The 13,263-nt window shown below is 71.2% G+C and carries 9 protein-coding genes and 2 pseudogenes; 6 read left to right on the top strand and 5 right to left on the bottom strand.

What is annotated here, in order from left to right; all coding sequences use genetic code 11:
* The first annotated feature begins 167 nt into the window (after window positions 1–167).
* Window positions 168–2,327 carry an MMPL family transporter gene (locus ACGFZQ_RS34645; RefSeq protein ID WP_393843675.1) on the top strand — a complete coding sequence of 720 codons (2,160 nt, stop codon included), beginning with the start codon at window positions 168–170 and terminating at the stop codon, window positions 2,325–2,327.
* 93 nt (window positions 2,328–2,420) lie between these two features.
* Here ACGFZQ_RS34645 and ACGFZQ_RS34650 read toward each other — a convergent pair whose 3' ends face one another.
* A complete protein-coding gene (locus ACGFZQ_RS34650) occupies window positions 2,421–3,089 on the bottom strand; it encodes a fumarylacetoacetate hydrolase family protein (RefSeq protein WP_393843676.1) in 669 nt (222 codons plus the stop codon).
* Between the two features lie 9 nt (window positions 3,090–3,098).
* Between ACGFZQ_RS34650 and ACGFZQ_RS34655 the strand changes: the two genes are divergently transcribed.
* Window positions 3,099–3,512, top strand: a complete 414-nt coding sequence (locus tag ACGFZQ_RS34655; RefSeq protein ID WP_393843677.1) for an acyl-CoA thioesterase — start codon at window positions 3,099–3,101, stop codon at window positions 3,510–3,512.
* Window positions 3,513–3,601: 89 nt separating this feature from the next.
* Here the strand turns inward: ACGFZQ_RS34655 and ACGFZQ_RS34660 are convergent, their stop codons facing one another.
* Entirely contained in the window at window positions 3,602–4,753 is a 1,152-nt protein-coding gene (locus ACGFZQ_RS34660) for a glutathione-independent formaldehyde dehydrogenase (protein ID WP_382546724.1), read from the bottom strand.
* 503 nt (window positions 4,754–5,256) lie between these two features.
* Here ACGFZQ_RS34660 and ACGFZQ_RS34665 point away from each other — a divergent pair.
* The 3 genes and pseudogenes from ACGFZQ_RS34665 to ACGFZQ_RS34675 all read left to right on the top strand — a co-directional run.
* Window positions 5,257–6,282 carry an AMP-binding protein gene (locus ACGFZQ_RS34665; RefSeq protein WP_393843678.1) on the top strand — a complete coding sequence of 342 codons (1,026 nt, stop codon included), beginning with the start codon at window positions 5,257–5,259 and terminating at the stop codon, window positions 6,280–6,282.
* Window positions 6,283–6,287: 5 nt separating this feature from the next.
* Window positions 6,288–6,476: pseudogene (locus tag ACGFZQ_RS34670) on the top strand (acyl carrier protein); the annotation flags it as partial.
* A gap of 317 nt (window positions 6,477–6,793) precedes the next feature.
* A pseudogene (locus ACGFZQ_RS34675) lies at window positions 6,794–7,120 on the top strand (cytochrome P450); the annotation flags it as partial.
* Here the strand turns inward: ACGFZQ_RS34675 and ACGFZQ_RS34680 are convergent.
* Both ACGFZQ_RS34680 and ACGFZQ_RS34685 read right to left on the bottom strand, forming a co-directional pair.
* Entirely contained in the window at window positions 7,103–8,359 is a 1,257-nt protein-coding gene (locus tag ACGFZQ_RS34680; protein ID WP_393843679.1) for an alpha/beta hydrolase family protein, read from the bottom strand. The pseudogene ACGFZQ_RS34675 and the gene ACGFZQ_RS34680 overlap by 18 nt on opposite strands.
* A 166-nt stretch (window positions 8,360–8,525) precedes the next feature.
* Window positions 8,526–10,781, bottom strand: a complete 2,256-nt coding sequence (locus tag ACGFZQ_RS34685) for a carbohydrate-binding protein (protein ID WP_393843680.1) — start codon at window positions 10,779–10,781, stop codon at window positions 8,526–8,528.
* 439 nt (window positions 10,782–11,220) lie between these two features.
* Between ACGFZQ_RS34685 and ACGFZQ_RS34690 the strand changes: the two genes are divergently transcribed.
* Window positions 11,221–12,372 (top strand): MFS transporter, encoded by a 1,152-nt coding sequence (locus ACGFZQ_RS34690; RefSeq protein WP_393843850.1) that lies wholly within the window; start codon window positions 11,221–11,223, stop codon window positions 12,370–12,372.
* A 32-nt stretch (window positions 12,373–12,404) separates the two neighbouring features.
* Here ACGFZQ_RS34690 and ACGFZQ_RS34695 read toward each other — a convergent pair whose 3' ends face one another.
* Entirely contained in the window at window positions 12,405–13,070 is a 666-nt protein-coding gene (locus ACGFZQ_RS34695) for an epimerase (protein WP_393843681.1), read from the bottom strand.
* Between the last annotated feature and the right edge of the window lie 193 nt (window positions 13,071–13,263).

Here is a 13,263-nt window from a genome sequence, read left to right on the forward strand (position 1 = left end):
GTGGTGGTGTCGGAAACTCACTGGACCGATCTCCACCTGTGATCCCTACGATATGACCGCAAGACATCTATGCGACCGGCCCGTTGGATGCGGGCCGGTCGGGGTCGCCGATGCCAGGGTCCGCTCCCCGGGCTGCGGTGATCTTCCTACCCAGGAGGACCTTCCGCATGTTCCGACGTATTGGCACTGCCGTCGTCCGGCATCCTGTCTGGACGATCGTGGCATGGCTGATCGCGGCGGTGGCGATCGTCGCCACCGCCCCGAGCCTGCCCTCGAACAGCGACGAAAGCAGTTTCCTGCCCAAGAGTTACGAGTCGATCAAAGCGGCCGATCTCCAGCAGAAGGCGTTCCCCAGCGCCTTCACGCCGTCCGCGATAGCGCTGTACCAGCGCACCGACGGCGGCAAGCTCAGCGACGCCGATCTGAAGGACGTCGCCCGGATCACCACCGAACTGGGCGACAAGCACATCGATCAGGTACAGAAGGTCGTCCCCGGCCAGCCGTCCAAGGACGGCAGGTACACCCTGACCCTGGTGCAGATGGACAGCAAGAAGGCGGGCCAGCCCGTCCAGGCGGACGCGGCCAAGGTGTTGCGCGACGACGTCAAGCAACTGGCCAAGGGCACGGACCTGGAGGTCAAGCTCGGCGGCTCGGCCGCACAGGCCCTGGACCAGCAGGACTCGTCCAAACGCGGTGAGGCGCTGATCGGCATCGGCACCTTCGTGATCATCCTGGTGACCCTGCTGATCATCTTCCGGGCGCCGATCCTGGCGTTCCTGCCGCTCCTGCTGATCGGCGTGGTGTCGGCCATCGCCAACGGGCTGATCGCGTACGCCACCAAGCTGTTCGGCCTGCAGGCCAACAGTTCCGTCTCGTCGATCCTGATCGTCGTGCTCTTCGGCGTGGGCACGGACTACTTCCTGTTCCTGATGTTCCGTTACCGCGAACGCCTGCGCGCGGGTGACGAACCCAAGCAGGCCATGATCAACGCGGTCGACCGGGTCGGTGAGGCCATCGCCTCGGCGGCCGGCGCGGTCATCATCGCCTTCCTCGCGCTGGTGCTGTCCACGCTGGGCTTCCTCAAGCAGATGGGCCCGGCGCTGGCGATCTCGGTCTCGGTCACCCTGATCGCGGGGCTGACCCTGATCCCGGCCGTGGTCTCGCTCATCGGGCCGAAGGTGTTCTGGCCCTCGAAGTCCTGGCAGCAGGAACCGGCCAACGCGCGCTTCGCGGCCCTGGGCCGTGGTGTGCAGCGCCGCCCGGCGCTGACCGCGGTGGTCTCCGGTCTCGTCCTGATCGTGCTGTCGCTCGGCACGCTCGGCTACAAGGCCACGTTCGACCTGGCGTCGGGCTCGATGCCCAAGACCAAGGAGTCCATGGTCGTCCAGGACCAGATGCAGACGGCGTACTCGGCGGGTGCCGCCGCGCCCACCGACGTCTACCTCTCCAGCACCGACGGCAAGCCCCTGGACAGGTCCGCGTTCGACGCCTACGCCTCGAAGCTCGGGGCCGTTGACGGGGTCGCGAGCGCCCGGATGAGCCAGGTCAACAAGGCCGGCACCACGGCGGACTTCACCGTCACGCTCAAGTACGAGGCGTCCACGGACAAGGCGATCGACTCCGTGGGCCGGGTGCGGGACGTCGCGCACTCCAACGCTCCGGAGGGCACCGAGGCCGTCGTGGGCGGCATGTCCTCGATCTACAAGGACATCGACTCCGCGGTCAACCACGACTACCGGACGGTGTTCCCCGTCGCCGCCCTGCTGATCATGGTGATCCTGGGGCTGCTGCTGCGCAGTGTGGTCGCTCCCTGGTACCTGATCGCCTCGGTGGGGCTGGGCTTCGGTGCCACGCTCGGTGCCACGGTCTGGATCTTCCAGGAGGCGCAGAACAAGCCCGGGCTGATGTTCATGCTCCCGGTGATCATGTATCTCTTCGTGGTCGCCATCGGCACGGACTACAACATCCTCATGATCGCCCGGCTCCGTGAGGAGGCCCGTGAGGGCCGTGAGCCGCGCGAGGCGGCGGGGATGGCGCTGCGGCACGCCGGGCCCACGGTGGCCGCGGCGGGCTTCATCCTGGCGGCGACCTTCGCCACCATGATGCTGGCGGGCAACGCGCTGCTCACGGAGATGGGCTTCGCGGTCTCCTTCGGCATCGCGGTCGCCGCGTTCGTCATGGCGATGTTCTTCACCCCGAGCCTCACCGCGCTCATCGGTCACGCCGCCTGGTGGCCGGGCCACGCCGACCGGGCGGAGCCGGGAGCGGACGCCGGCTCCTCGCCCGCCGCGGACGACGAGTACCAGGCCGCGGGGCGTCGCGGCTAGCGGCTAGCGGCTAGCGGCTAGCCGCTACGGGACAGTGGGGGGCTGCCGGGCCTTGTGGTCCGGCAGCCCCCCTTGCCCATTGCGGGGTTCCGCTCAGGTGAGGCGGGTCCGGCGCACGGTGTTGCGGAGTTCGCCGAGGCCGCTGACCCGGGTCACGACCACATCGCCGTCGGCGAGGAAGATCTGCGGGTCGCGGGCGTTGCCGACGCCGCTCGGCGTGCCGGTGAGGACCACGTCCCCGGCGCGCAGGGTCATGCCGCGGCTCAGCTCGGCGATGATCCGGGGGACGGAGAAGGCCATCTGCCCGCTGCTCGCGTCCTGCAGCAGCCGGCCGTTGACCTCGCACCGGACCCGCAGGCCGGTGAGGTCGTCGATCTCGTCGGCCGTCGTCAGCCACGGCCCGAGCGGCATGGTCGCGTCGATGCTCTTGCCCTTGAGCCACTGGCCGCCGTGCGCCCGCTGGAGATCGCGCTGGGAGACGTCGTTTGCGACGAGCAGGCCGAAGACGTGGTCCATGGCCTTCTCTTCCGGGATCGAGCGCCCGGCCCGGCCCATGACCAGCGCGATCTCGGCTTCGTAGTCCCACTTGGCGGAGAGATCGGGGTCGTAGGCGATGTCGTCGGCCGGGCCGATGACCGTGTCGGGGCCGCCGCGAGGCGACGTGTTGACTTTAAATGACGGCCGTGAAAAATACGAGATATCACTTCCCCCTGCTTCCCGGAAGGCCGACCCATGGCTCCTGAAATGGCCCGCGCCGTCCACCGGTGCCGTGTGGAGTGGCCGGACACCGATGCCTCCGGGCACTACCACAACTCGGCGGTGGTGCGGTTCGTGGAGGCGGCCGAGGCGGCGCTGGTGCGCGAGCGTGGCGTCGTCGGCTATTTCGGTGCCGCGCCCCGCGTGCGCTACGAGGTCGACTTCGCCTCCCCCCTCTGGTTCCAGCAGGAGGTGACGACGGTCCTCGACGTGGCACGCATCGGCACGTCCTCCCTGACGTTCCGGTTCGAGGTGTGGGGCGAGGAGTTCGACGGCCGGCCGCGCCGGCTCGCCGCGTCCGGCCGCTACACGGTCGTCCACGTGCCGCCGGGGGAGGAACGGGTGAGCGCGCCCTGGCCAGCCGAGTGGCTAGCCGCCCTCGCCGCGGCCCCGGCGGAAGCGGAGACGGGCGGGTCCCGGCGGCCGTAGCCGCCGGGACGTGCCGCCGAGCGACAACGCCGCGGCTCGCGGCGGGCCGGCCACCGGAGCCGGGCCGCCGCCGCGCCGTGCGGACGGTGTTACGCCGCGAGAGCGTGGCCGGGATGCAGGACGACCTTCGTGTAGCCCTCGATCCGCTGGTCGAACTTCTCGTACGCGCGCGGTGCGTCCTCCAGGGGCAGTTCGTGGGAGACCACGAAGCTGGGCTTGGCCCGCCCCGCGATGATCAGGTCGCGCAGCTGCCGGTTGTACTGCTTGACGTTGCACTGGCCGGTGCCCATCCGCTGGCCCTTCTCGAACATCCTGCCGATGGAGACCAGCAGCTGGCCGTGCTTGGCGTGCTCGTCGGGTCCGCCCGGGTCGGACGGGACGTACAGGCCCGGTATGCCGAGCATGCCGGTCGGCCGTACCGTCTCGACGAGGGTGTTGAGGACGACGGCGGGTTCCTCGTGGCTGGCGTCGGGCGCCTGGGCCTGGTAGCCGACGGCGTCGACGCCCTTGTCGGTGCCCTCACCTCCGGTCTGTTCCTTGATCTGCTCGGCCGGGTCGCCCTTGGAGAAGTCGATCGGTATCGCCCCGATCTGCTCGGCCTTGGCGAGCCGCTCGGGCACCCGGTCGACCGAGAACACCTTGGCGGCGCCGCGCAGCAGCGCCGAGTACGCGGCCATCAGCCCGACCGGTCCGGCTCCGAAGACGGCTACGCTCTCGCCCGGGATCACCTGGGCCAGCTCACAGCCGTGGTAGCCGGTCGGGAAGATGTCGGCGAGCAGCACGAAATCGGTCTCGAACTCCTCGCCCGGCGGCAGCTTCAGGCAGTTGAAGTCGGCGAACGGCACCCGTAGCAGCTCTGCCTGCCCGCCCTCGTAGGGGCCCATGGCCACATAGCCGTAGGCTCCGCCGGCGAAGCCCGGATTGACCGTGAGGCAGAAGCCGGTCTTGCCGGCCAGGCAGTTCTTGCAGAATCCGCAGGCGACGTTGAACGGCATGACCACGCGGTCGCCCTTGGACAACGAGGTCACACCGGTGCCGATCTCCTCGACTATGCCGAGGTTCTCGTGTCCGAAGACAATGCCCGCCTCGGCGGCCGTACGGCCCTCGTACATGTGCAGGTCGGATCCGCAGATGGCGGTCGACGTGACGCGTACCAGCACGTCGTTCGGGTGCTGGATGCGCGGATCGTCGACGTCCCTGACCGCGACGCTGAAGGGCTTCTCATACACAACGGCTTTCACCTGGTTCACCTCCGCGTGGAACGCCAGGACACGACGACGGACCGCACAGACCGAGGCTCTGGCCAGGAGAAACATGTCGAGACCGAGCCCCCGGTCCATGCCGCAACCCTAGGCGCTCGTGTTTCACCATCGGATACTTCCAGAAAACGCCGGTCCCGCAGTCGCTGCAACCCCCGGGCGGATCACCGGCCCGGACCGCCGGTCCCCGGCCGCGCGCCGCGCCACCCGCAGCGGCTACGGCGCCCCGGTCGCCAGGGCCGTGCCGCGGCCCTCGGACGAGGCCCCCACAGCTCCTCGCACCGGCCCCTCGCCGCCCCGGACCGGCAGTGGCGCGGTGCGCGAGACGGCACGGCCGGTGCCCGGCTGTCGCGCCCGCCCGCCGCCGGCCGGCTCGCCGTTGATCCACGCCGCCCCGCGCGTCGCCCTCGCCACCACCACCATGTCGGGACGTAGGCTCGCCAACAGGCCCATATGGCAGGGGTGTTGGTCCAAGGGGGAAATTCGTGGCAGTGGCGGAGACATCGGCCCTACGCCCCATCGCGGAGTTGCTCGTCGAGAACTCCCGGCGGCAGGGCGGGAAGACCGCCTTCGCCGATGACCGGCGGACGGTGAGCTGGGCCGAACTGGAGCGCAGGACCGGCCGGTTGGCGGTCGGCCTCGACGTCAGCCGTACGGCGCGGGTGGCGTTCTGCCTGGACAACAGCGTGGAACTGATCGAGGGCCTGCTCGCCACGGTACGGGCCGGCGCGGTGGGGGCGCCGCTGAGTGCGCGTGCCACGGATGCCGAACTCGCCCAGTTGCTGGCCGACTGCGATCCGGCCGCGCTGGTCACCGACCGGCGCAACCTGCCCCGGCTCGTCCGGCTGACCGCCGGCCGGCCGGTCCGGCTGCTGGTCACCGGCGACGGCCCGTCGCCGGACGGGGCCACCGGCTGGGAAGCCCTGGTCACGGAGTCGTCGTCCGCTCCCCCTGACGACCTGGGCCTGGACGAGCCGGCCTGGCTGCTCTACACCTCGGGCACCTCGGGCGTCAGCCGGGCCGCGGTCTCCAGCCAGCGGTCCGCGCTCTGGTCCTCGGCCGCGTGCTACCTCCCCCGGCTCGGCCTGTCGGCCGGGGACCGCATCCTTTGGCCGCTGCCCCTCTCCCACACCTACGCCCACTCGCTCTGCGTCCTGGGGACCACCATGGCCGGGGCGAGCGCCCGGATCACCGAGGCCCCCGAACCGGCCGCGCTGGTACGGCCCGGGTCGCCCCCGACCGGCTCCGTGAAGGCGGTGTCCTGCCGGTCGACGAGGCGGAAGGCCTGGCCCTCCTCGACGCGGCGCTGCGGATTCCGGAACCGGTGCTGGTGCCGGTACCGCTGGACCTGCGGGCCGCCGCCACGGACGCGGCGCCCGTACTCGCCGACCTGTTGCCGCGCAGCCCTGCCGCCGCCGTCGCGCCGCCCGCCGAAGGTGCGGGACAGGCGCCCGGTACCTGGCAGGAACGGCTGGCCGCCGTACCGGCGCCCGAACGACGGCCCCTGCTAGCGGAGTTGATCCGCGCCGAGGTCGCGGCGGTCCTGGGCTTCGCGCACCCCTCCGCCCTCCCCGTCGACCGCGGCTGCACGGAACTCGGCTTCGACTCCCTGTCCGCGGTGCAGGTCCGCAACCGGCTCAGCGCGTTCACGGGGGTACGGCTGTCCCCGACCGTCGTCCTGGACCACCCCACGCTGGCCGAGCTGACGGCACACGTCCACGCGGCCCTGGCCGACGGGGAGGCGGTGCCGGAAACCGGGCACGAGCGGGTGGCCGCCCCCCGGGAGGCCGAGGCGGCGCCCCCGGTACAGGTCTCCCACACCCCCTACCGGTTCAGCCCTCTCTACCACCGTGTCCTGCGCGAACAGGGGCCCGGGGAGGCGATGAGGCTGCGCTTCTTCGCGTCGTACGCCCTGCCGGTCTTCTCGGACGGGGAACCCACCCGCCACTCGGTCCCGCCGCTCCGGCTCGCCCACGGCGACGGCACCCCGCTGGTGTACCTGCCGGACTACATGGCCCCGCACCCACCGAGGACGTCACCATCGGCGGGGTCACGGTCCCGGCGGGCGAGACCGTGCTGCTGTCCCTGGCGGCGGCCCACCGCGACCCGCGCCGCTTCCCCGAACCCGACCGGCTGGACATCGCCCGCGACGCCACCGGGCACCTGGCCCTGGGCCACGGCATCCACTACTGCCTCGGCGCACCGCTCGCCCGCCTGGAGACCGAGATCGCCCTGGCCGCGCTGCTGGAACGCCTCCCCGGCCTCGAACTCGACGTCCCCGTCGACGAGTTGCGCTGGCGCCCCTCGATGCCCACCCGCGGCCTGCTCGGCCTACCCGTGCGGTACTGAGCCGTTCCGGCGGGAGAAGGGGCGCACCTCCGGGAAGCGGTCCGGCAGGGCTTCGCCGGTACGGCCGCGCAGCCGGCGGTCGAAGAAGGCGGCGAGGCAGGCCCGTTGGGCGGTGATCGCGCGCCCCGGGGCGATGGTGCCGATGTTCTCGACGACCGTCCTGCGGGACAGGCCGAGCTGTCGGGCGATCCCCGGGATCATCGCCTCCGCGTCGGTGTAGGTGGCGTGTTCGGCGCCGCGCAGGGTCAGGCCCTCGCCGCGGCCCCGGCTGTGCCGCCACAGGGCGTTCCAGGAGGGCACCGTGCTCAGGTCGTTGCCGTCCTTGCCGACCAGCAGGAACGGGCGGTCGAGGCCCTCGGCGGCGACGGAGGAGAGGTAGCCGGAGTCGCTGTCCTCCTGGACGTACGCGAGGACGCCGTCGAAGTCGGCCGCCGCCGCGATACGCCGGTCGTCGTGCATCGCCTGCAAGGCGGTGAAGCCGCCGGCCGAGTGGCCGAACATGCCGAGACGGTCCCAGTCCGGCAGGCCGCGCAGTTCCCCGGGCAGTGCACCGGGCAGGGCGTCCAGGAGGAAACGGGTGTCCGCCACCCGTGCGGCCATCGTCTTCTTCAGCAGCGCCCTGATGCGCCCCGGGTCCGGGTAGGCCTTGTCGAACTCGGCGGGCAGCACCGTGCGTTCGACCCGGCCGCCGGGGAACTGGACGGCCGAGGCGTCGTAGGTGTGGTCGAGCGTCACCACGACATAGCCGCGGGAGGCGAGGTCGTCGCAGAGGGTGGTGCCGAGGGAACGCGGGTCGCCGACGCCGGGCGAGTAGCAGACGACCGGGTACGGGCCCCGGTCCCGGTCGGCGGGGGCGCCCTCGTACGCGTGGGTGCGGGTGGCCGCCCAGTCGACCTTGTCGCCGGGCACATCGGTGAGGTTGTTGACGGCGGCGAAGCCGGCGGCCTCCCCCGGCAGCATCTGCGGCGCCCTCGGGTGTCCGCCGACGGCACGCGCCGGGTAGCGGATGCCGAGCATCAGCTCCCGGTACGGCTGGGTCGTGACCCAGGGATCGGCACGTGAGGTGTCGACGAGGCGCAGGGAGACCGTCCCCACCGGGTGCGGTCCGCTCGGCGCGGGCAGTTTCAGCCGTGCCGGCACGGTCTTGCGTGGCGTCGCCGCCGACGCCGTGCGGGTGTTGACGGCGGACAGGGTGGCGGCGGCGACGGCGGACAGGACTGCGGCGCGGCGAGTGAGCACGGCAGGGCCTCCTTGGCAGCGGGTGTGCGGCGACTCCTCTCAGCTTTGTGGATCTCACCGGCCGCGACCATCCGGCATGCCGGTCACCGCGCCGGGGGGTTGGCCGTACCCCGGGCCGGGGGCGCACAGCCGGTCCGGCGCCGGGACGGCGGTGTCAGGAAGGCGGTCAGGAAGCGGTGAGGCGCAGGTAGTCGAGGTTGAAGCCGCCGGTCTCGCAGTAGACGGTGACCGTCTGTTCCCCGGTCCGGAGGGCGACGGGTACGTGCACCGACTGGTAGCTCGCCCAGCCGCCCGTGGGCGGCACGGACGCCGTCGCCAGGGTCGTGCCGCTGTCGTCGCGGAGGGACACGGCGTTCGCCGCGGTGGCGGCCGTGCCGTTGGCGACGCGCAGTTCGAGATCGTACGAGCCGGTCGCCGGCGCCTCGACGCGGTACGTCAGCCAGTTGCCGGCGGCGGTCCAGCCCACGTTCCTGCCGCCGCTGGCGGCCGGGTTGCTCTCGATGAAGTTGCTGCCGTCGGCGGGCCAGCCGTGCTGGTCACTGTAGGCCTCGGCCTCGATCTTCTCCCCCACGGGTGCCGCGTGCGGGCGGACGGTCAGGTGGAGGGTCACCTGGTCGTGGGCCCGGCCGTCGGTGGCGTAGAAGGTCAGGTCCTGCTCGCCGGTGGCCGTCGGACGGATCGTGACCAGGCCGGTCGCCGGGTCGAGGGTGACGCCGTCGGGCAGTTCGGTCGCGTAGTAGGAGAGCCGGTCGCCGTCCCGGTCGGTGGCCTTCAACTGCACCTGCGTGGTGCCGTACTGGTCGGCGACGACGTCGGCGGCCGGCGCGAGGACCGGGGCGTGGTTGCGGGAGCCCGTGGCGGCCTTGCCCTGCCACCGGTAGGTGGCGAAGGAGCCCGCCGGTACGGTCACGACGAACGTCTGGCCGCCGACGGCCATCCGGACCCTGCGGTCGGATCCGGCGCCGTTGCCGAGGACGGCCACGTAGCCGCCGTCGCGGGTCCGGTAGACCACGTTGCTGACGCCGTCCTGCGCCGCGCTGGACTCCAGGCGTACGTCACCGGGTGAGAGGTACTTGGCGAACTGGCCCAGCTGATAGAGCTCGTCGCGGACCGTGAACTCCTTGGTGCCGGTGTTCACCGTGACCAGCCGGTCGGGCCACTTGGTGGTGGCCGCGACCTCGTCCCAGTCGATGTTGTTGTCCCGCGACGGCGTCCAGTGCAGGGTGCCGCCGTCCTGGTCGGTGGTCTGGGCCCACAGGATGTAGGAACCGGCGTCGAGGCGGAAGTCGTCGAGGACGGTCGACGGCGACAGGTCGCTCGTCTCCGTGAGCTGGACCGGCTTCCCGGTCTGCTCGTAGGCGTCGCGCATGACGGTCGGGTCGCCCCAGTAGGGGTGGAAGGCGATGGCGTCCGCCGCCTTGCGGACCTGGGCGCCGGTCACCGAGCCGTCCGGGGCGTCCTCGAAGATGCGGTAGTAGTTCTTCGTCGCGGTGCTGTTGGGGTCGTGCCAGTCCCAGAAGTTGAAGTCGTGCACATACAGCTGGGTGGTGCCCAGGTGGGCGGCACGGAGTTCCCGCTTGATCGCCAGGGCCAGCTTCTGCTGCTGCGCGACGCTGATGTCCATGGCCGGGTAGACGACGTCCATACCCGGCTCGTTCAGCAGGGTCAGCGCGTCCACGCGGATGCCCTGCCGGGCGTACGCCTGGACGTACTTGACGTAGTAGCGGGCGAACACCTCGATGCAGTCGTCCCGCAACTTGCCGACCTGGTAGTAGTCCGTGCTGCTCCCGGGCTTGAGGGCGACCTCGCCGAGGAACCGGTTGTTCGTCTTCATCCAGGCGGGCGCGCTCCACGCCGACGCGAAGAACGTGGCATGGGGGTTGTAGCGCTGGATGAGTTTGATGGTGTCGATGATGTGCAGGTCGAGGTCGCGCCGGATGGAGAAGTGCTTCAGGCCGAAGTCCTCGGTGACTCCGGCGGGCAGGTCGTCCTCCGACCAGAACGGGAGGTGCTCGATGAGATCGGGGCTGCCGATCGTCAGCCGGAACCGGTCGAGTCCCGCGCCGTGCTCGGGGTCGACAAGGAGCCGGATGGCCTTCGTCCGCTCGGCGGGGGTGAGCTTCCACAGGTTGGAGACGCTCGTCTCGTCCAGGGAGAAGCCGATGCCGGTGTACCGCTGCCGGAGGGCGCTGGGGTCGGCGACCACGGTGGCGTCGACGGGGCCGCCGGTGTCCGTGCCCGTCCTGACGATCGGCAGGGAGCGCCAGGCCTGCGCACCGCCGGTGGAGTAGGTGCCGGTCACGACCTGGCCGTGCCCGGTGTGCCCGCGCGCGGCCCGGTCGGCCTGCGCGGTCGGGCCCGCACCGATGAGTGGCAGTGTCATGACAGCCACGGCCGCGATCGTGGTGAGCGTACGTCTCACAGCTGCTCCTGGGCTTGGTGGGTCGGGGGTTGTGCCGTGCCGAACCAAAGGCGCGTGACCGCTGCGTCACCAACGGGACACAGGGAACGCCGACTTGAGATCCAAGCAATGTCCCTGATGTTAAGTCAAGGCGTGAAGAAAGGGTTTCGCGATGGGTGGTGCGGGCGCCCGGCCGGTAAGACGGGTACGGCCGGGCGCCGACGGTGCGTCAGGTCAGGGCCGGTGAGGTGTCGGCTCGGACCAGATGCCGGGCGAAGAAGCGGACCGCGTCCCGTACGACGACATCCGCGCGCGTTTCGATTCGTCCAAGCGCCCCGGATCTTTGTCCATGGACGGGGCCGCCGTCGGCGGCGAGGGTCGGTTCATGGGCGAAATCCGGGTCGTCGGGGTCGGCGACAGGCCCGTGCTGCCGGAGGGGCGCGGGACGGAACCGCGGCGGATGCCGATCGGGCTGGTCGCACTGGCCCTTGGCGGTTTCGGCATCGGGCTGACCGAGTTCCTGATCGCCGGTCTGCTGCCACAGGTGGCGGCTGGTTTCTCGGTCTCCGAGGCGACCGCGGGCTGGCTGATCTCCGGGTACGCGCTGAGCGTCGCCGTCGGCGCGATCGCCCTCACCGCGGCGACGGCGCGGCTGCCGCGCAAGCACGTCCTGGCCGGGCTGATGGCCTTGTTCGTCGTCGGAAACCTGTTGTCCGCGATCGCACCCGCCTATTGCGTGCTGCTGCTCGGGCGGATCATCGCCGCCCTGTGCCACGGTTCGTTCTTCGGTATCGGCTCGCTCGTCGCGCGTGGCCTGGTCGCACCGGAACGGAAGTCCCGTGCGGTGGCGGTCATGTTCGCCGGGCTGACGCTCGCGAACGTGCTCGGTGTGCCGTTCGGCGCGCTGGTGGGCGAGCGTTGGGGATGGCGAGCGGCCTTCTGGGCGGTCACCGCGATCGGCGTGCTGGCGCTGGCCGGCATCATCGCCCTCGTACCCGGCCGGGCGGGGGCGGCGGCCGGCGACGGGGCGTCGACCGGCCTGCGGGACCAGTTCCGGGCGTTGGGCTCCTGGCAGGTGTGGCTGACGCTGACCGCCACCGCGCTCGGCTACGGCGGGATGTTCGGCGCGTTCAGCTATATCGCGTACACCTTCACCGAGGTCAGCGGGTTCTCCGCGGCGGCTGTCCCCTGGTTGCTGATGCTGTACGGCGCCGGACTGGTCGTAGGGAACCTGATCGGCGGGCGAGCGGCGGACCGGGACCGCGACCGTGCTCTGGTGCTGGCGCTGCTGGGACTGACCTTCACGCTGGCCGTGTTCGGTCTGCTGGCCGGCAGCGCCGTGGCATCGGTGATGCTGGTGTTCCTGATGGGGGTGGCCGGGTTCGCCGCCGTCCCCGGCATGATCACTCGGGTGACCGACGCGGCCCACGGAGCGGCACTGGCCGCGAGCGCCAACGTCTCGGCGTCCAACGTCGGCAACGCCCTGGGCGCCTGGCTCGGCGGCCTGGCCATCACCGCGGGCCTCGGCTACCGGGCACCGCTCTACACCGGCACCGCGCTCACCCTGACCTCCGTGATCGTCATGCTCGTAGCCGCACGCCGGGCCACGTGATGCCGAGCGGCCCGGTCGCCGAAGGGGAACGGTCAGACGCCCAGGCGGTTGATGTCCTTGCTGTACAGCAGCCGGTTCTCGGTCACGCCCGGGCGGGTCAGCGCCAGCATGGCGTGGGCGAGGTGTTCGGTGGTCGTCGTGTGCGCGGGCACGAGGCGGTGCAGCAGCGGGTACAGCCAGGAGGTGAGGGTGTACATGACGCGGTAGGCGCGGGTCCGTGAGACCGCTCCGTGGCGGGGCTGGATATAGCCGGGCCGGAACATGTACGCGTTCATCGGCATGGCCAGCAGGGCGTTCTCGGTGCGCCCCTTCACCCGCGCCCACATGGTGCGGCCCTGTTCGGTGCTGTCGGTGCCCTCACCGGAGACATAGGTGAAGGTCGGTCCGGGACTGGCGGCGACCAGCGCGCGGGCGGCGGCGAGGGTGAAGTCGTAGCTGACGCGGGTGTATTCGGTCTCGCTCATCCCCGTGGAGGAGACACCGAGGCAGTAGAAGCAGGCGTCCAGGCCGGTCAGCCGGTCACTGATGGCGGACAGGTCGGTGAAGTCGTCGTGGATGACTTCCGTCAGCTTGGGGTGGGTGACGCCGAGCGGGCGGCGGACCACCACCAGGACGCTGTCGACCGTGGGGTCGAGGAGGCAGGCGCGCAGGACGCCTTGTCCGACCATGCCGGACGCGCCGAAGACGACGACGTTCACAGAGGGCTCCATCACTGGGAGGCGGGGTCCGGCACGGGACCGGACCTCCACCGGGCGGGTGCACAGGGTCGTCGGACAGCACCTGGACGAGCGGTTCCAGCGGGGTGCTGCAGCGGGACGTTCCGAGGCCCGGCTCACGACGGCCCTCCTGTCCACACTCCTGTACACAGCCGTTGCGTGGCCAGATTTGCGA

This window comes from Streptomyces sp. NPDC048254 (assembly GCF_043201895.1).
Taxonomy (GTDB): Bacteria; Actinomycetota; Actinomycetes; order Streptomycetales; family Streptomycetaceae; genus Streptomyces.

Bases quoted from the DNA above. Each gene is read 5' to 3' on its own strand.
- ACGFZQ_RS34645 (WP_393843675.1), top strand. From the start codon at position 168: ATGTTCCGACGTATTGGCACTGCCGTCGTCCGGCATCCTGTCTGGACG.
- ACGFZQ_RS34690 (WP_393843850.1), top strand. From the start codon at position 11,221: ATGCCGATCGGGCTGGTCGCACTGGCCCTTGGCGGTTTCGGCATCGGG.